General features: G+C 55.3%; 16 protein-coding genes. 9 read left to right on the forward strand and 7 right to left on the reverse strand.

Annotated elements, in window-relative coordinates; genetic code table 11:
- Nucleotides 1–156: 156 nt before the first annotated feature.
- Nucleotides 157–2,058 carry a molecular chaperone HtpG gene (gene htpG, locus Q7T36_RS07430; protein ID WP_304845937.1) on the forward strand — a complete coding sequence of 634 codons (1,902 nt, stop codon included), beginning with the start codon at nt 157–159 and terminating at the stop codon, nt 2,056–2,058.
- A 102-nt stretch (nt 2,059–2,160) separates the two neighbouring features.
- On the opposite strand, the gene rsmD is transcribed toward htpG, so the two are convergent.
- Genes rsmD through Q7T36_RS07445 form a run of 3 tightly spaced genes read right to left on the reverse strand, consistent with a single transcriptional unit; the run spans nt 2,161 to nt 5,476 of the window.
- Nucleotides 2,161–2,742, reverse strand: coding sequence for a 16S rRNA (guanine(966)-N(2))-methyltransferase RsmD (gene rsmD / locus Q7T36_RS07435; RefSeq protein WP_304845940.1), 582 nt, complete (start codon nt 2,740–2,742; stop codon nt 2,161–2,163).
- Nucleotides 2,739–4,139 (reverse strand): pitrilysin family protein, encoded by a 1,401-nt coding sequence (locus Q7T36_RS07440; protein ID WP_304845943.1) that lies wholly within the window; start codon nt 4,137–4,139, stop codon nt 2,739–2,741. Before Q7T36_RS07440 ends, rsmD begins: the two co-directional genes overlap by 4 nt.
- Nucleotides 4,136–5,476 (reverse strand): pitrilysin family protein, encoded by a 1,341-nt coding sequence (locus Q7T36_RS07445; protein ID WP_304845946.1) that lies wholly within the window; start codon nt 5,474–5,476, stop codon nt 4,136–4,138. The genes Q7T36_RS07440 and Q7T36_RS07445 overlap by 4 nt, the downstream gene beginning before the upstream one ends.
- Before the next feature lie 89 nt (nt 5,477–5,565).
- Between Q7T36_RS07445 and ftsY the strand changes: the two genes are divergently transcribed.
- Nucleotides 5,566–6,780: a signal recognition particle-docking protein FtsY gene (ftsY, locus tag Q7T36_RS07450; protein WP_304845949.1), complete on the forward strand. Its 1,215-nt coding sequence runs from the start codon at nt 5,566–5,568 to the stop codon at nt 6,778–6,780.
- A 67-nt stretch (nt 6,781–6,847) separates the two neighbouring features.
- Here the strand turns inward: ftsY and Q7T36_RS07455 are convergent, their stop codons facing one another.
- Nucleotides 6,848–7,156, reverse strand: coding sequence for a cytochrome c5 family protein (locus Q7T36_RS07455; RefSeq protein ID WP_304845952.1), 309 nt, complete (start codon nt 7,154–7,156; stop codon nt 6,848–6,850).
- A 296-nt stretch (nt 7,157–7,452) separates the two neighbouring features.
- Between Q7T36_RS07455 and rpoH the strand changes: the two genes are divergently transcribed.
- From rpoH to trmB, 5 genes are read left to right on the forward strand one after another with little or no spacing between them, the layout of a single operon-like run.
- On the forward strand, nt 7,453–8,319 hold the full coding sequence (rpoH, locus tag Q7T36_RS07460) for an RNA polymerase sigma factor RpoH (protein WP_304845954.1): 867 nt from the start codon (nt 7,453–7,455) through the stop codon (nt 8,317–8,319).
- Between the two features lie 60 nt (nt 8,320–8,379).
- A complete protein-coding gene (locus Q7T36_RS07465; RefSeq protein WP_304845956.1) occupies nt 8,380–8,748 on the forward strand; it encodes a DUF423 domain-containing protein in 369 nt (122 codons plus the stop codon).
- Nucleotides 8,749–8,949, forward strand: coding sequence for a sulfur carrier protein ThiS (thiS, locus tag Q7T36_RS07470; protein WP_304845959.1), 201 nt, complete (start codon nt 8,749–8,751; stop codon nt 8,947–8,949).
- Between the two features lie 5 nt (nt 8,950–8,954).
- Entirely contained in the window at nt 8,955–9,740 is a 786-nt protein-coding gene (locus Q7T36_RS07475; RefSeq protein WP_304845963.1) for a thiazole synthase, read from the forward strand.
- A gap of 19 nt (nt 9,741–9,759) precedes the next feature.
- Nucleotides 9,760–10,479 (forward strand): tRNA (guanosine(46)-N7)-methyltransferase TrmB, encoded by a 720-nt coding sequence (gene trmB, locus Q7T36_RS07480; RefSeq protein WP_304845965.1) that lies wholly within the window; start codon nt 9,760–9,762, stop codon nt 10,477–10,479.
- Between the two features lie 6 nt (nt 10,480–10,485).
- Here the strand turns inward: trmB and Q7T36_RS07485 are convergent, their stop codons facing one another.
- Nucleotides 10,486–11,841, reverse strand: a complete 1,356-nt coding sequence (locus Q7T36_RS07485; protein WP_304845967.1) for an MBL fold metallo-hydrolase — start codon at nt 11,839–11,841, stop codon at nt 10,486–10,488.
- 196 nt (nt 11,842–12,037) lie between these two features.
- Entirely contained in the window at nt 12,038–12,571 is a 534-nt protein-coding gene (locus tag Q7T36_RS07490; protein ID WP_304845970.1) for a lipocalin family protein, read from the reverse strand.
- 530 nt (nt 12,572–13,101) lie between these two features.
- Between Q7T36_RS07490 and Q7T36_RS07495 the strand changes: the two genes are divergently transcribed.
- Nucleotides 13,102–14,451, forward strand: coding sequence for a site-specific integrase (locus Q7T36_RS07495; RefSeq protein WP_304845973.1), 1,350 nt, complete (start codon nt 13,102–13,104; stop codon nt 14,449–14,451).
- Nucleotides 14,452–14,556: 105 nt separating this feature from the next.
- Here Q7T36_RS07495 and Q7T36_RS07500 read toward each other — a convergent pair whose 3' ends face one another.
- Nucleotides 14,557–15,294, reverse strand: coding sequence for a hypothetical protein (locus Q7T36_RS07500; RefSeq protein WP_304845976.1), 738 nt, complete (start codon nt 15,292–15,294; stop codon nt 14,557–14,559).
- Between the two features lie 250 nt (nt 15,295–15,544).
- Here Q7T36_RS07500 and Q7T36_RS07505 point away from each other — a divergent pair, with 250 nt between their 5' ends.
- A complete protein-coding gene (locus Q7T36_RS07505) occupies nt 15,545–17,236 on the forward strand; it encodes a hypothetical protein (protein WP_304845979.1) in 1,692 nt (563 codons plus the stop codon).
- Nucleotides 17,237–17,402: the final 166 nt, after the last annotated feature.

Genomic DNA, 17,402 nt, shown 5'->3' on the forward strand with positions numbered 1-17,402 from the left:
ACGCGTCCCTGCGTCCGTCATGTAGGGGCGCATTGCATGCGCCCTCGCCGTTACGGGATGAACCATTCGCGCAGAGTATAGCCGCCCACCCCCTTGAAGTCCCGCTCAACAGCCCCATCTTGCTTGCATCCCACGACTCAACCATGGAGTGCCCTGATGAGCGACCAAGCGACCCAAAAAGAAACGCGCGGCTTCCAGACCGAAGTGTCCAAGCTGCTGCACCTGATGATCCACTCGCTGTACAGCAATCCCGAAATCTTCCTGCGCGAACTGATTTCCAATGCGTCCGACGCTGCCGACAAACTGCGTTTCGAGGCGCTGAGCCGTCCCGAGCTGTTGGGCAACGACACCGAGCTGAAGATCTGGATCGAAGTCGACAAGGACGCCAACACCATCACCCTGCGTGACAACGGTATCGGCATGAGCCGCCAGGAAGTCATCGATAACCTGGGCACCATCGCCCGTTCCGGCACCTCCGAGTTCATCAAGAACCTCTCCGGCGACCAGAAGAAAGATGCCCAGCTGATTGGTCAGTTCGGCGTCGGCTTCTATTCGTCCTTTGTGGTGGCCGAGCGCGTGGAAGTGCTGACCCGTCGCGCCGGTCTGTCCGAAGCGGAAGGCGTGAAGTGGGAGTCCGGCGGGGAAGGGGAGTTCAGTGTCGAGTCCGTGGAAAAGGCGGATCGCGGCACTACCATCATCCTGCACTTGCGCCCCACGCAAACCGAGTTTGCCGACAGCTGGCGTTTGAAGAACATCATCCACAAGTATGCCGAGCACATCGCCATTCCCGTCTGCATGCACAGCGAAAGCTGGAAGGAAGACGGCGAGCGGGAAGTGGGTGACTTTGAAGTGGTCAACAAGGCCTCGGCGATGTGGACCCGTCCGCGCAACGAGATCAGCGACGACGACTACAAGGCGTTCTACCAGCACATTTCCCACGATTTTGACGAGCCACTGGCCTGGAGCCACAACAAGGTCGAAGGCAACCTGGAGTACACCTCGCTGTTGTACCTGCCGAAGCGTGCCCCGCAAGACCTGTACCACCGCGACGGCGTGCGCGGCCTGAAGCTGTATGTGCAACGTGTGTTCATCATGGACGACGCCGAACAGTTCCTGCCGATGTACTTGCGTTTCGCCAAGGGCATTGTCGATTCCAACGACCTGCCGCTGAACGTGTCCCGCGAGTTGCTGCAATCCGGCAAGGTGGTGGACAGCATGAAGTCGGCGCTGACCCGCCGCGTGCTGGACATGCTGACGCAAATGGCCGAAAACAAGCCCGAAGATTATGCCGTGTGCTGGGCGCAATTCGGTCAGGTGCTGAAGGAGGGTGTGGCCGAAGATCACGCCAACCAGGACAAGGTGCTGAAGCTGCTGCGCTTTGCCTCCAGCCACACCACTGACACCATCCAGTCCGTGTCGCTGGCCGACTATGTGGGCCGCATGAAGGAAGGCCAGGAAAAGATTTACTACATCACCGCCGACTCCTGGGCCGCTGCTAGCCAAAGCCCGCATCTGGAAGTGTTCCGCAAGAAGGGCGTGGAAGTGCTGCTGTTGAGCGACCGTCTGGATGAATGGTTGATGAGCCATCTGACGCAGTTTGAAGGCAAGTCCTTCCAGCACGTCGCCAAGGGCGATCTGGATCTGGGCAAGCTTTCCAGTGAGGAAGACAAGCAGGCCGAAGAAAAGCTGCAGGAAGAAAGCCAATCGCTGGTGGAACGCCTGAAGGCCGTCTTGGCCGACAAGGTGGAAGCCGTGAAGGCCACGCAACGGCTGACGGATTCTCCGGCCTGTCTGGTGCGCAGCCAGTTTGACATGGGCGCCGCCCTGCGGCAGATGCTGGAAGCCAGCGGCCAGAAACTGCCGGAGTCCAAGCCCACACTGGAAATCAATCCGCAGCATCCACTGCTGGCTCGTATGGCCGTTACGACGGATGACAACCGCTTTGAGAACTTGGCGCTGATCGTGCTGGACCAGGCGACACTGGCGGAAGGCAGCGCGTTGGCTGATCCGGCCGGGTATGTGAAGCGTATCAACAGCTTGCTGGGAGAACTGGCGTAAGCCGGCTCTTGATGGAGAAGTGTAGGTCGGGCTTGAGCCCGACAACATCCTTCGATCGGAGAGTGTTGTCGGGTTGAAACCCGACCTACAGTCCAATATTCGTTATGCAGGTACTGGCGTTGTGGCCCGACGACACAGAAACCCCTTCACCGTTCCCGCCTTCGTTTCCTTGAAATACTCCCATCCCTCTGGAATGCCCAAGTCCTCCCAAGCCTTGTCAGCCTCCACATAGATCAGGCAATCCGCCGTCAGCAGATTCCGGGTCGTCAGCAGGGCCATTACCGGTTGCCACAAATTCAGTGAGTAGGGCGGATCCAGAAACACTACATCAAACGGCTCGGTCACGCGGTTCAACAGCGCCAGGCTGTCTCCGGTCATCACTTCGCCATGTGTTGCGTTCAGTTCCTTCAGCGTGGCTTGAAGCTGCTTGGCCTGAACCGGGCTTTTCTCCAGGAACAGGCAGTGCGAGGCCCCTCGCGACAAGGCTTCCAGCCCCAGTGCGCCGCTCCCGGCAAAGGCATCCAGGCAGCGCTTGCCCTGAATCTCGAACTGCAGCCAGTTGAAGAGGGTTTCACGCACCCGGTCCGGTGTCGGGCGCAGGTCATCCACGGCCAGGAACCGGACATTGCGCCGCTTCCACTGGCCGCCAATGATGCGCAGCGTGCTGACAGGCGTCTTGCTCATTTCTTGACTTCAACACCTTGGCCAACGGTAACTGACAACATCTTGTTCGCGTTGAGGTGGGATTTCAGGGCCTTGCGCACTTGCTCAACACTTACGGCGCGAATCCGGTCCGGGAAGGTTTCCAGATAATCCAGCGGCTCGTTATAAAAGCCCATGGAGGCAATGTAGGCCAGAATGTCACTGTTGCTGGCGGTGCTTTGCGGAAAGCTGCCCAAGATATTGTCCTTGGCTTCCTTGACCTGGTCTTCACTGGGGCCTTGTTTAATGAAGTCCCGCAAAATGTCGCGTACCAGTTCCAGAACCTGACCGGCCTGGTCGTTGCGGGTGGAGAGATTGATCATGAAGGGGCCTTGCGCCCGCATCGGCACAAAGCTGCTGTAAACACCGTAGGTCAGTCCCCGTTTTTCACGTAACTCCTTCATCAGCACAGTTGTGAAACCACCGCCGCCCAGAATTTCGTTGCCCACCGCCAGCGCGGCATGGTCCGGATCACCGCGCTTGATGCCCGGTTGACCCAGCAGGATATGGGTTTGCTGGGAAGGAAAGTTGAGATGCAGGTGCCGGGAGCGGGTCAGGGCCGGGGTTTCCGCCAGGGGAGGGGCCGGTTTGCCTTCCGCCAGACCGGCGCTGATACGCTCGGCGATCTGCTGGGCGCGGCGCTCATCAATATCACCCACCAAGGCAATCATGGCATTGGCGGCGACAAAATACTGTTTGTGGAAAGCGCGCAGGTCTTCCGCCTTTATGTTTTTCAGGGAGTCAGCGGTGCCGGACGGCGGCAGGGCATAGGGGTGCCAGGCATAGAGGTTCTTGTAGAACATGACACCGGCTTGCGCGGCCGGGGACTGTTGCTTCTGTTGTTGCCCTACCTGGGCATTATCAAAAATGCGGGTGAAGGCAGCGTCCGGGAATATCGGGTTGGCCAGTACATCGTTAAAGACATCCAGCGCGGGATCCAGATACTTTTCGTTGCTGAGCACTCGCAAGTCAGCCAGCGACATGTCACGGTAGGAAGATGTGCTGAACGAGGCGCCAAGGTTTTCAAAGGCGGCGGCAATGGCGCTCGTATCGCGGGTTGTCGTGCCTTCGTCGATCATGCGGCTGACCAGGCTGGCCAGTCCGGACTTTTCCCCGTCCCGGGCCGATCCGGCATCAAACACCAGGCGCACATCCAGCATGGGCAAATCATGGTTCTCCACGAACATGACCTTGGTGCCTTTCATGGTTTGCCAGCTTTTCACCTGGATGTTGCGGTGGGGGATGGGGGCATCTTTCACCATCGGCACACTTTGCAGCTTGTCGAGGGCGGTCAGGGGACCCGCAGTCACCATGGCGCCTTCGGGGGCGGCAAAAGCCAGCGCCGGAAGCAGCGCCAGGAAGGCCAGTCGTTTCATCATTTTGCCTCTCCCACGTTCAGGGCGGCCGGTTGCAACAGCAGCGTTGTCATATTGGCGGGCACCAGCCAGCGCTTGGCGGATTCGCGGATATCATCCGGGGTGACGGCCTTGAGGTTTTCCGGCAGGGTGTCCATGATTTGCCAGCCCAGCCCGATGCTTTCCAGCATGCCGATCAGGTTCGCCTGTTCCTGGATGTCGTCCTGGCGGAAGACGTTTTCCGCCAGCACTCCGGCGTAAACGCGCTCCAGTTCTTCCGGGGTAATGGTCTCGGTTTTCAGGGCTTCGAGCTCTTCCAGGATTTTGTCGCGGGCCTCTTCCATGGTCAGGCCTTCACCGGGGATGGCGGTCAGGGTGAACAGGGTGTCGCCGCGCGCCATCAGGTTGTAGTTGCTGCTGACGGCGGTCAGGATCCGTTTCTCGCGCACCAACCGGCTTTCCAGTCGTGCACTGAGGCCGCCGTCCAGGATGCTCAACAACATGCGGAGTGTATAGGCGTCTTTCGGGGTGGCGGCGGTAGTCAGGCTGGGCACGTTGAAGCCCATGTACAACGCCGGCACCTTGGCCGGTACGGACAGTTTCATTTCGCGTCGGCCGGGTTGCGGAATTTCACGGGGAACCGTCATGGCCGGCAAGGCGGAGGATGGCTTGATGGCCCCGAAAAATTGTTCGGCCTGAGCCTTGACCTGCAGGGGGTCGACATCTCCGACCACGACCAGGGTGGCGTTGTTGGGGACGTACCATTGCCGGTACCAGGCGCTCAGGTCTTCAATTTTCAGGTTTTCCAGATCCTGCATCCAGCCGATGGTGGGGGTACGATGCGGCGTGGTGAACATGGCCAGCGCCTGGAATTTTTCGAGGGCCTGCGATTGCGGGTTGTCGTCAGTACGCTGGCGGCGCTCTTCCATCACCACCCGGATTTCCTGGGCAAAGGACTCCGGTTGCATTTGCAGGTTCGCCATGCGGTCGGCTTCCAGTTCCAGCGCCAATGGCAGGCGGTTGCTGCTGTAAACCTGATAGTAAGCGGTGTAGTCGTCGGTGGTGAACGCATTATCCGTACCGCCGAACCAGGCGACCAGCCGGGAGAATTCACCGGCCGGGACTTTCTCAGTGCCCTTGAACATCATGTGTTCCAGGGCATGCGACATGCCGGTCTTGCCGGAGGGTTCGTAACTGGAGCCGACCTTGTACCAGACCTGGGTGACGGCGACCGGAGCCCGGTGGTCTTCACGGACGACCAGCTTCAAGCCGTTGTCGAGCGTGAACTCCTGGGTGGAGGAAGCCTGGGCGGTCATCGACAGGATGGCCAGCAGCGGGTAGAGCCATGGTTTGCAATGCATAGCGAGCGCTTTGTATAGGGAGTTTGGCGGAGGAGTGGTAGCATAGCGCAACTTTTTCGGGTGCTTTGTTAATCTTTGTGGATGACCCTATGTCTGAGCATGACAACCCGGCTGACGCCAAAACCGGACCCAAGGGCTGGTTTTCCTGGAAAAAACCGGACAATACCTCTGCCTCGCCGGTAGTGGATGAAACCCCCATCAGCGTGCCTGATGATGAAACGGCGGATTGGGCCTGGGAAGGCAGTACCGATGTCACCCTGCCCAGCCTCCCGGCCGTGAATGTTCCCATTATTGAAAACCCGGCTACCGTCGCCCTGGTTCAGGCAGAGGCTGCGGCCGAGAATGACTCGGAACCCGCAGCCGCGCATACGCCCGGCTCCGGCAGCAGTTTCTTTGCCCGGATGAAGAGTGGTCTGGAGCGCACTCGAGAAACCTTTACCAACGGCATGGTGACTTTGCTGATTGGCGGCAAGGAAATTGATGACGAGTTGCTGGAGGAAATCGAGACGCAGATGTTGCTGGCCGACATGGGCATCGACGCCACCCGCATCATTATCGGCAAGCTGACCGAGCGCGTCTCCCGCAAGGAACTGACCCACTCCAACGGTTTGTACAAGGCCCTGCAGGAAGAGCTGGTGGAGTTGCTGGCGCCGCGTGTAAAACCCCTGCATATTGATCCCGCCAAGCGGCCTTACGTCATCCTGATGGTGGGGGTGAACGGGGTCGGCAAGACTACGACTATCGGCAAGCTGGCCAAGCGGCTGCAAAAGGAAGGCAAGAAAGTGATGCTGGCGGCAGGGGATACCTTCCGCGCCGCCGCTGTGGAGCAATTGCAGGTCTGGGGCGAACGCAACAACATTGCTGTGGTGGCCCAGGGTACCGGCTCCGATTCAGCTTCGGTGGCGTTCGACGCCTTGCAAAGCGCCAAGGCCAAGGATATTGATGTACTTATTATTGATACCGCCGGCCGCCTGCACACCAAGTCCAACCTGATGGAAGAGTTGAAGAAGGTCAAGCGCGTCATCCAGAAACTGGATGGCGCCGCGCCGCATGAAGCCATGTTGGTGGTGGATGCCGGTACCGGTCAGAACGCGATTGCCCAGGTTCAGGAGTTTGACCTGGCGGTTGGCTTGACCGGCTTGACCATCACCAAGCTGGACGGCACAGCCAAGGGCGGGGTGTTGTTCAACATCGCCAGCCGTTCCCATGTGCCCATCCGCTTTATCGGCGTCGGTGAGAAAATTGACGACCTGCGTCCGTTTGTGGCCAAGGAGTTTGTGGCGGCTTTGTTTCAGACGGAATAACAGACCGTCCGCAAGCGAAAAAAAGGGGGAAGCAGATGCTTCCCCCTTTTTTTATCAGACCGGCAATTTACTTGGCTTTGCTGATCATATAGTCCACGGTCTTTTTCAGCTCGCCGTCGGTGCAGTTGGCGCAAGTGCCGCGCGGAGGCATGGCGCGGATACCTTTCAGGGCGCTGGTGTAAAGTGCATCCTTGCCCTTGGCGATACGGGGAGCCCAAGCGGCCTTGTCACCCAGTTTGGGCGAACCGGCCAAGCCCGTGGCGTGGCACATGGTGCAGGTAGCCTTGTAGACATCTTCGCCGGACCGTTCGGCCGCCAATACGGAGCCGGAAGCCAGCATGCCAAGAGCCACAGCGGCGAGCAGGGATTTTTTCATGGGAGTCTCACTCAGGTTTCAGGATTGTTTGACTGATAGGTCAATAATACTCCCAACGAAATCATGATGTAAGTCTGGCAGAGCGTGTTTTTCCCGTCTGCGACAATAAGCCGCGCCTAGCGCACAGAACTTCCGAATTTAGCCTGACAGTTGCACGGCAAGGCTTAACGGGTCATGTTCCTGACGTGGGCGGCTTACATAACCGCCATAAAATCCCTGCATTAGGGACTGGAGCGCTCAGGCTGACAGCGTTATTATAAAAAGATAGTCATCAAGCATATGTAGGAGAAGCACGCATGAGCCTCAGTCGCGGTCTGGTACCGGTGACGCTCACCGCCCCCGGAGCCAATCTGGGTGCATACATGGCCAATGTCAATCAGGTCTCCATCTTGTCCGTTGAGGAGGAGAGGGAACTGGCTGAACGCTATTTCTATGAAGAAGACCTGGAGGCCGCCCGCCAGCTGGTGTTGGCGCATCTGCGTTTTGTGGTGCATATCGCCCGTAGTTATTCCGGTTACGGCCTGCAGCAGGCCGACCTGATCCAGGAAGGCAATGTCGGCTTGATGAAGGCCGTGAAGCGCTTCGACCCGCGCATGGGTGTGCGTCTGGTGTCTTTCGCCGTGCACTGGATCAAGGCCGAAATTCATGAATACGTGATCAAGAACTGGCGCATCGTCAAGGTGGCCACGACCAAGGCCCAGCGTAAGCTTTTCTTCAACCTGCGCAGCCTGAAGAAGGGCAGCCGCAGCCTGACCCAGGCCGAAGCGGAATCCATTGCTCATGACCTGAACGTCACCCCTGATCAGGTGCTGGAAATGGAAGGCCGCCTGTCGGCTTTTGACGCCTCCTTCGAGGCCAGTGTCTCCGATGATGAGGACGAGCGCGCCATTCATTCGCCTGCGCTGTATCTGGAAGACAATCGTTATGATCCGGCGCGCATGCTGGAAGAGTCGGATTGGGAAGAGGACAGCACCGAGCGTCTGGTGGCCGCCATGGGACGTCTGGATGAGCGTTCACGCGATATTCTGACCCGCCGTTGGCTGTCGGACGAGAAAGCGACCTTGCATGAACTCGCCGCCGAATACAGTGTTTCAGCCGAGCGTATCCGCCAGCTGGAAAAAAATGCCATGGAAAAGATCAAGTCGGCGATGCTGACAGCCTGATTTCGGCAACGCATAATATCGGCCGCGCTTTTGCGCGGCCTTTTTATTGGAGCGATCACCATGTGGCTGGCGTTGGGAAGTTTGAACCTGGCTTTGGCCGTTACGCTGGGAGCCTTTGGTGCCCATGGCCTGAAAGCGCGCCTGACCGCCGAGCAACTGGCTTGGTGGCATACCGGGTGCAACTATCATTTCATCCATGCCCTGGGGTTGCTGGCGCTTGGCATTCTGGCCGCAAGCCGACCTGATTTAACGTGGAGTCGCGGAATTGGCGGTTGCCTACTGGCGGGGATCCTGATTTTCTCCGGCTCACTGTATGCCATGGCGCTGGGTGCGCCGCGCTGGTTTGGCGCCATTACGCCCATTGGCGGGCTGGCCTTTATCGCTGGCTGGCTGTGGTTGGCCGTTTCCGCCTGGCAAAAGGGGATTTGAATGCAGATTCTGGTAAACGGCGCGCCACAGGAACTGGTTGAAGGCGCAACGGTCAGTGACTTGCTGCAGGTGCTGGACCTGATGGGCAAGCGCCTGGCGGTGGAAGTAAACGCCGAGATTGTGTCCCGCAGTCGCCATGCTGAAACCCGGTTGAATCCGGGCGACAAGGTTGAAATAGTCCACGCCATTGGCGGAGGTTGAACGTAATGAATGATGAAATGCTGTTGCTGGCCGGCAAGACCTACGAATCCCGCTTGCTGGTGGGAACGGGCAAGTACCGTGATCTGGAAGAAACCCGGCTGGCGATTGAGGCCAGTGGCGCGGAGATCGTGACCGTTGCCGTGCGCCGTACCAACATCGGCCAGACGCCTGGTGAGCCGAACCTGCTGGACGTAATCAGCCCGGACAAGTACACCATTTTGCCGAACACGGCCGGTTGTTATACCGCTGATGACGCTGTGCGCACCTGCCGCCTGGCGCGCGAGCTGCTGGACGGTCATTCACTGGTGAAGCTGGAAGTGCTGGGTGACGAGAAGACGCTGTACCCGAATGTCGTGGAGACACTAAAGGCGGCTGAAGTCCTGGTTAAGGACGGTTTTCAGGTGATGGTCTATACCTCGGATGACCCCATCATTGCCAAGCAACTGGAAGAAATGGGTTGTGTGGCGGTGATGCCGCTGGGCAGCCTGATAGGTTCCGGCCTGGGCATCATCAATCCGTATAACCTGCGCATCATCATGGAGCAGGCGACGGTGCCGATCATTGTCGATGCCGGTGTCGGTACGGCTTCCGATGCCGCCATTGCGATGGAGCTGGGCTGCGCCGGTGTGTTGATGAATACCGCGATTGCCAAGGCGAAACAACCGGTATTGATGGCCTCCGCCATGAAAAAGGCGGTCGAGGCCGGGCGCGAGGCTTTCCTGGCCGGTCGCGTGCCTCGCAAGCTTTACGCCTCGGCCTCCAGTCCGCTGGACGGCCTGTTTTTCAAGTAATCAGAAGACGATCATCCCCATGTCCGAACCCGTTGCAGTCACGTCGGTTGAAGTTCCTGAAGAGCACAAGCGGCGCATCCTGACCTTCATGAAACGCTCTTCAGCGTTTACCACCTCGCAAAAGCAGGGGCTCGAACAGTATGGCAGCCGCTATCTGCTGAATTTCCCCGACCAGAAGTTCAACCAGGAGGCTGTATTCGGCCGGCTGGCTCCATTGACGGTGGAAATCGGCTTCGGCATGGGATATTCGTTGATCGAGATGGCGAAGGCGGTGCCGGAAAGGGACTTTATCGGCATTGAAATCCATCCCAATGGCTTGGCGCAGATTTGTTATGAGGCGGGCAGCATCAGCCTGCCTAACCTGCGGGTGATGGATGCAGATGCCTTGCTGGCGCTGGAACACTATTTTCCCGACGCCTGCATGGACACCGTGCAGTTGTATTTTGCCGATCCCTGGCCAAAGAAGAAGCATCACAAACGTCGTTTCGTGCAGACGCACATCATGCAGTTGATCCGCCGCAAACTGAAGACGGGCGGGGTGTTTCATGCGGCTACCGACTGGCAGCCGTATGCGGAATGGATGCTGGAAATCCTTGAGTTTGCCGAGGGTTTCGAAAACATGGCCGGACCCGGCCAATACGCTGAGCGGCCTGCTTTCCGCCCCTTGACCAAGTTCGAAAACCGGGGGAACTTGTTGGGGCACGGGGTTTGGGACCTGCTTTACCGCAAGGTCCGCTAACCGTATTCAGACCGTGATGGTTTGCATGTATTCGGCAACCTTCACGGTCATGGGTGTTTGCTCTTCGATATATTTGCGTTGATTGTCCGCAGCATCCGGTTCGCCATGCACCAGATAAATCAAGGTGTTGGGCGTCAACGCCGAGGCCTTCAGCCATTCAGTGATTTCGACATAATCTGCATGCCCTGACAGTCCGTCGAGCAATTCGACATGGGCCGCACAGGGCACATAGGCACCATGAATCTTGATCGATTCAGCCCCTTCCAGCATGTTGGCTCCCCGCGTTCCCCCGGCCTGAAATCCGGTGAACATGATCGTGTTTTTCGGGAAGGGCAGCAGCCGTTTCATATGATGCAAAATGCGCCCGCCGGTGGCCATGCCGCTGCCGGCAATAATGATATGGCCGCCGTTTTCTTCATCAAGTTCCTTGGACTCGGATACCGTTCGCGTGAATGTCGTGGCGTGACAGAGGCTTCGGCACTCCTCATCACTAAGACGGTGTAATTCATTGTATTCACAATAAATTTCAGAGGCGTCAATCGCCATGGGGCTGTCGAGGAAGATCGGGACCCGCTTGATGCGTTGCTGGTCCATCAGGCGCGTCAGCATGTGCAGCAGGATCTGGGTCCGCCCGACGGCAAAGCTGGGGACTGCCAGGACGCCGCCTCTTTCGGAGGTTTCGTTGACAATGCGCTCCAGTTGCTGCCAAGGGTCGGTATCAGGGTGCCGGCGGTTGCCATAGGTCGACTCCAGAACCAGCAAGTCCAGCTCCGGCAAGGGGGCAGGGGGCAGCATGAACAGGTCGTCGGGGCGCCCGACATCGCCCGAGAAACCGACGCGCTTGCCTTCACCGACAATGATGGCGCTGCCGGCGCCGAGCAAGTGCCCGACGGGATGCAGGTGGATCGTCAGATCGCCCACCTTGAACGGGTGGTCAAATGAAACACCCTTGAGCAGGCGGCAACTGGCGATGGCCATATCCATGTCATACAGCGGTTCCGGCTTTTCGTGCTTGCCGATCTTGTGGCGTTCGTAGAACTTGGCGTCTTCTTCCTGCAGGTGCCCGGCATCGCGGAGCAGGATGTCGCACAGGGCCTTGGTGGCATGATGACAGTAGACCGGCCCGCGAAAGCCGTTTTTGTAAAGCACAGGCAGAAAGCCGGAGTGATCAATGTGAGCGTGGGTCAGGATCACGGCGTCCAGCGATGAGGCCTTGAACGGCAGGGGTTCGCGGTTACGTTCGCGCAGCCATTTGTAGCCTTGATACAGGCCGCAATCGATCAGGATTTTCGTCTTGCCGGAGGTCAGCAAATATTTGGAGCCGGTAACGGTCTGGGTGGCGCCGAGAAATTGAATTTTCATGGGGAAGTCCGATTTAAGTCTGGAAACCGTGACATGGACAGTAACCTTATGATTTGTATGTACTATGGGTGGGGGTTGGTGTCAATGGAAAAGCGGGATGAGAGAGTCTGGCGTACGAAAAGACAACGGGGTGATTGGTTTGAGGGGAATTTGGCTGACACTGGTAGAACTGTCAATTCGGCAGCCGCTATTGGGGCTACCGGTGTCGAAGGCTAGAGCCATTAAGGTGTGGTGTCATGAGCAAACCTGACAGCTCATAGCCTTGAGCTATAGCCGCTTTTTGGGCTTCCTCAAACAGATCAGGCGAAAGTTGCGGCGTCCGGGATAGCAGCCACAGATACTTCCGGCTGGGATTACCGACCAGCGCCCAGCGGTACTCGGGATCCAGGCCAATCACCCAGTAGTTGCCACTGAAGGGCCAGAAGAATGTCACCTTGAGCCTAGCGTTAACGGTGTCCGGAACGACCTTGGCGCGTCCGGTGGCTTCCTGCCAGCCATTGTCCGTCCGGCAGCGGTTCAGTACGGTGATCCGGCCGTCTTCACGAAGCCCGTATTGCGCGGTGGTGTCGCCAATGCAGTGGTGTTGGAAGAACATCGGCAGATGGGCGATCTCGTACCAGGTGCCGAGGTAACGAGCTAGATCGACACGGGGGACTGTGGTGACGGGTTCAGCCTTGGCGGTGACGCTGGCCAAAAGCATCAGCAAGGGCATCCAGCGGCGGGTGTTCATGAGTGTGACGGCTATAGTTTATTGGTAAGCCCATGGTACGCGCTATGGGGGTAGATCAGGGATATACAATTACGGCGTCTGGCGCTTGGGCAGGTCAGTTTTGTTGTGCGCTTGAAAATATTTAAAGGTTGGGGTGGCCGGGAAGCGATTTTTATAAGCTGGTAACGTTTGGATTTTGCACCGGCATAGAGTTGGGAGCCAATTTTGATACCCAAGGCTTAATCAATTACTTGCTTTTATAGGGGTAGCGGGAGGGGGCGAAACGTGTTTTGGAGTGAATTACGGATCCAAAGAAATTTGTAAGTTTTTGATTAGTATGGCGCGCCCGGCGGGATTCGAACCCACGACCCCTGCCTTCGGAGGTAGATATTTCTCAGTCCGCCTAAGTCCAGTAGCAACCTTCATTGTTCTTCAAAACGATTGCGCTGCAATAGATGCAGCTGATTCACCGTGCTATGATGTCCATTACTGTCCATCCTCAGTCAGTGATTTTTGAGGGGTCGTATGAGGGGTCGGAAACGGGGGTAATCATGAGTCAACTACCAATTTCAACGGATCGGCAATGCGCAGCACTTAGCTGTCCTGGCGGGAAAATAAAAATAAGGGTGACCGTTAAACATGCTGGATACGGTGGCCTATCCCTGGAAGCAAGATCTGATCGTGATGCCAAGTCCTGGGTGTTTCGATTCCGCTTGAATGATCAAGCTTTGGAAATGAAGTTGGGTTCCTACCCCAGTGTTTCATTAACAAATGCACGGGCGCTGCATAAAGAGGCCGTAGCATTGGTCAAACAAGGAATTGATCCTCGTCATCATAAGGCAGCCGTTAAGGCCGAAAACTTGGCTGTGTTAACGATGCAGGAAGTTCATGAGCGTTGGCTGAAGCATCTAATACGAGCTGATGAGATCAAGCCGTCAACAATACAGGAGCACGCAGACCGATGGAGTCGTTATCTGCAAAAGTCTCTTGGCAATATCCGCCTGGATCATATTCAACGGACGCATCTTGCTGGTGCGCTCGATAAGATGCGTGAGAACACCCGTGAGCAAACCCGTAAGGCAATGAGCACGCTGAATGGGATGTTGGACTATGCTTTGGCGCGGGGAATGATTAATGAAAACCCGATGCGATTGCTAAGGCCAAAGGATTTCGCTGCCAGCACATCTGAAGGGCGTAGCCGATGGTTAACTTTGTCTGAGTTACGCATGCTTTGGATGGCAATTGAAATGAAGGGAAAGGAGGGGCGAGGAGTTGCTGCAACGTCCGTCTTGAGTGTTTCAATGATAGGGGTCATTAAGACGGTCATTCTGACGGGGGTTCGGCGTGAAGAAGCAGTAGGCATGCGCTGGGATGAACTGGATTTAGAAGCAGGGTTGTGGGTACTACCACCTGAACGTACGAAGAACGGGGCTGGGCATACGATCTATCTTTCGCGCCAGCAGATTGATTTACTGGCTGAATTGAAGTTGTTGAATGGCGGCTCATCATTTGTATTTGCTTCACCTCGCCGGGATGAGAGATCCAGTGTGCCATCGCGCAGGGAGGACAGACCAATCACCGCACACAGTGTTTCTAGGGCAATTAAGCGACTTCAAGAGCCCGCGTCAATAACGCAACCGGATGGACCTCTCTTTCAGAAGGTGGCAGAGTTTACATTGCACGACCTGAGGCGTACTTGTGCAACGCATTGGGCAGATACTCTTCAGGCGGATTCTCGTGTTGTCGAGTTAATGTTGAATCACCTGCCTGTCGATAAATTGATTCGCACGTATCAGCGAGGCAGGCAAGTTGACCGTCAAAAGGAGACATGGTTGAAGTGGGGGGATTTGGTAGAGCGAGAAGTTGCAAACGAGCCTGGGGTTGTTGTTCAGATAACATGAGCATTGGTTAGATGTCGGCAACACGCATTACAAAAGTCGTTGTGGAAGCAAATGTGCTATTGTTGCATCAGTTAAGTTGCTGCTGCAGGGGGTTCAACCAACCTGTTAATTTGAAGATAACTTCTGCGTTCCGAGGTTGGCATACTCTCTTTCAATGTCAGCTTTTAATTTTCTCTCGAAGAATTCTAAGTATATTTTTTGATCTTTTAATGCTGATGCTTTTTCTTCTTTGGTTAGCTCCATATCGTTATGTCCAAAGCGTTTTAGCGTTATGTCCTTTATTGATAACTCAAGCCATAAGTTACAAAGAGTCGCTTTTATTAATTTAATTTTCTTTTTTTCTAGCTCAACTTCATAGTTGGCGCTGTTCAATCGAAATTGAAGGTCATCTATTTGCCGTTGCTGCCTGTCCTTCCTCTCCTTTTCGTGATGCAGGTTAATTTTAATTACTCGTTGATCGGCCACGTGTAGTTGGTATGCGTGCTCAATTATATCTTCCAACGTCTCACTGACAGATTTATTGCCGGCGAGTTCCCGCATTTTTTTGGCCACGCCAGTGCTCATGACATAGCTGTAGCCTTTACGGTCCGAGGTCTTGCCTCGGATTTTCTTGGAATTCCACGCGGCTCGCATTCGTTTATAAACAATGAGCGCCTTGTCCAAGTTTTCGGCTGCTTGGCTAGTGAAACTCTTTTCTGCATCGTCAAGGTAGGCTCCAAAATCGCGAATTCTGGGATCACCTATGAAGTGATTTGCAAGGTAGTTAACAGCCCACTCCAATTGCTTGGGATTCTTCCTGTCGATCCATCCTGTCCATTTCCTCTGTTCGGTCTGCCTTGGCATGGTAGTCACCAAATGTCGTTGCATGCTCTTGGGGGTGGAGCACGTCACGAACATGCTACTTAGTAGCGCAATTAGTTGCAATATTAGTATGCATACAAGAACAGGTAATTGAAATATACAGGGGGTAAAAACAAAGATTAAATACTAGCTTATGCATAGCTTGGATAGGTTGTATCATTGAATAAGTCGGACTGGAATGCAGCAAGTACAGACATGCTTCGGCTTCAATGCAAGGGGAAGGTAAAGTGACATGAGCGTGATAGAGCAGGCGGAAAAAAGGGAGCTTTGTTTCGCTGTCTTGGCAGTCGATGATCGGCAATTGAGTCCAGAGGCGAAGTACTTCCTGATCCGTGTGATTTGGCTCTTTGGGGATGCTGTCGTTAGCGCGACAGTTAAGGAATTAGCCAAGCTGCTAGGCCTTACTGATGTGGCAATTTGCAAGGCTAGAACCCAACTTGCCACCCTTGGATACTTGCGTCTACTGCCCATGCTGGACTCGAATCCGGAGAGGCTGAAAAGAGGACGGCCAAGGCAAGCCTTCATGGTCCTTCAGGAAAGAATTCGGCAAGAGAACGACGACAACGTGTCGAGTCGAACTCCGTCTGCCTCCGTCGGAGAAGTAAGCCATCTAGCGTTGCTTGATAAGTTGTTGTTCTGGTCAGTTGGTGACGATAGCTTCAGGTCGAGAAATGTCCGCAAGACTAGAAAACTTGATGGTGCCGCTTCACGTAAGCACACCTTCACCGTTGCGACGAGGATTTTGCTGTCAGTGCTTTATCTATGTGCTGATGCCTGTGGTGTCGTTAGAGGGCTCAGCCTTCAGAGGCTGTCGCGACTCGTAGGGATATCAAGTGACAGGCTTGAGTCACAACTTGAAGTCATATCTGGCCTGGGCTATTTGATTGATCGGGTTTCTGGTTTGACTGGTAGAGTTTTGTATGGTCGTGCAACCGGCGCATTCTTCATGAATGTTGGTACAGTTGACCTACAAGGCACGGGTAATGGCTATTCCCTTATTTGTATCAAGTCGGACTCACCAAACGCCTATAATTATCACTACTGGGGATTCAGTGTTTATCTTGAGTCCGAAGCCTCCCGAGGAAAAATTATATTCGATAGAAGGTTGGCGGAGAGTCGTCCCAGTTCATTGGCGAGTCTTTTGAAAAATTGGGAGTTGGGAAGAGAAGCTGCGGAGTTCGTTGCCGAGATTGATTGGTCAGGTTGTTCGTCAGATCTTCTACAGACCGTAAGGGTATTTCTAGAATCAAAGGGGTTGTATTATTCGACCAGTACCCCTTTTTATATTAGCGGAGCAGACCTCTTTTCAGGGGGATGTACTGAAGTTGTTTTATTGTGGGCCAAGACTTTTCTTCCGTTCAGGCTTTGGGAGTTCTTTACTGACAGGCCTATTCTTGGTTTCTCGAAGTATCTACAGTTTCTGGTCGATAGCTATGCATCGAAAATATTGAGCTCCAGCTGGAGTCAGATTTTCGTCGAGAGGCTCGTAATTATTGACTCCGTGCTTGAGGATCTTGAGTCAGCGCTCCTTCCACATCCCCGTCTCAATGACGATCCAGAGGTCATCCGAGGGAGTGCATTGGCGCTCTTCGTCTATTGCATCGCATACCAACAGGCCATCATGGTCAAATCGATCATCGAAAAGTCAATAGTAGCAAGTGGAGAGCCGGACTCCGAGCTCTCGTCTTGTTCCTATGCAATTCTCCCGACGAGGCAACCTATCACAGGCCACTTTCAGGAGCTAACAATTGCTATTCGAGGGGGCACCGGCTCTCGGTTTTCTGGTGTCCAATGTGTCAACCGCAATCAAGTACCGCTTGGGTTTGAGAAGTACTCATACGAATTGAGCCCGGATAAGTGTCGAGAGATCTTTAGGAGCGCTGGTTACGACCTCGATGTTTTACGCGGCATGGGTGAATTTTAACTTCAGAGCTCCTGAAGTTTGGTCTACGGCGCAAAATTGCAATCTTTGCGGGAGGAGGCTAGGAAAAGTTGGGTCCAACACAGGGGGGAATTTTGGCGTCTCCACGAGAAAAGTGGGATGACACTGGGAGTTCACAAGCCGTCAGACCCTCGGTAAATATTAGTAT

It is taken from the genome of Fluviicoccus sp., from assembly GCF_030646115.1.
Classification (GTDB): domain Bacteria; phylum Pseudomonadota; class Gammaproteobacteria; order Pseudomonadales; family Moraxellaceae; genus Fluviicoccus.

Bases quoted from the DNA above. Each gene is read 5' to 3' on its own strand.
- Q7T36_RS07440 (WP_304845943.1), bottom strand. From the start codon at position 4,139: ATGATGAAACGACTGGCCTTCCTGGCGCTGCTTCCGGCGCTGGCTTTT.
- rpoH (WP_304845954.1), top strand. From the start codon at position 7,453: ATGAGCCTCAGTCGCGGTCTGGTACCGGTGACGCTCACCGCCCCCGGA.
- Q7T36_RS07500 (WP_304845976.1), bottom strand. From the start codon at position 15,294: ATGCCAAGGCAGACCGAACAGAGGAAATGGACAGGATGGATCGACAGG.
- rsmD (WP_304845940.1), bottom strand. From the start codon at position 2,742: ATGAGCAAGACGCCTGTCAGCACGCTGCGCATCATTGGCGGCCAGTGG.
- trmB (WP_304845965.1), top strand. From the start codon at position 9,760: ATGTCCGAACCCGTTGCAGTCACGTCGGTTGAAGTTCCTGAAGAGCAC.
- Q7T36_RS07455 (WP_304845952.1), bottom strand. From the start codon at position 7,156: ATGAAAAAATCCCTGCTCGCCGCTGTGGCTCTTGGCATGCTGGCTTCC.
- ftsY (WP_304845949.1), top strand. From the start codon at position 5,566: ATGTCTGAGCATGACAACCCGGCTGACGCCAAAACCGGACCCAAGGGC.
- Q7T36_RS07475 (WP_304845963.1), top strand. From the start codon at position 8,955: ATGAATGATGAAATGCTGTTGCTGGCCGGCAAGACCTACGAATCCCGC.
- htpG (WP_304845937.1), top strand. From the start codon at position 157: ATGAGCGACCAAGCGACCCAAAAAGAAACGCGCGGCTTCCAGACCGAA.
- Q7T36_RS07495 (WP_304845973.1), top strand. From the start codon at position 13,102: ATGAGTCAACTACCAATTTCAACGGATCGGCAATGCGCAGCACTTAGC.
- thiS (WP_304845959.1), top strand. From the start codon at position 8,749: ATGCAGATTCTGGTAAACGGCGCGCCACAGGAACTGGTTGAAGGCGCA.
- Q7T36_RS07465 (WP_304845956.1), top strand. From the start codon at position 8,380: ATGTGGCTGGCGTTGGGAAGTTTGAACCTGGCTTTGGCCGTTACGCTG.
- Q7T36_RS07490 (WP_304845970.1), bottom strand. From the start codon at position 12,571: ATGAACACCCGCCGCTGGATGCCCTTGCTGATGCTTTTGGCCAGCGTC.
- Q7T36_RS07445 (WP_304845946.1), bottom strand. From the start codon at position 5,476: ATGCATTGCAAACCATGGCTCTACCCGCTGCTGGCCATCCTGTCGATG.
- Q7T36_RS07485 (WP_304845967.1), bottom strand. From the start codon at position 11,841: ATGAAAATTCAATTTCTCGGCGCCACCCAGACCGTTACCGGCTCCAAA.
- Q7T36_RS07505 (WP_304845979.1), top strand. From the start codon at position 15,545: ATGAGCGTGATAGAGCAGGCGGAAAAAAGGGAGCTTTGTTTCGCTGTC.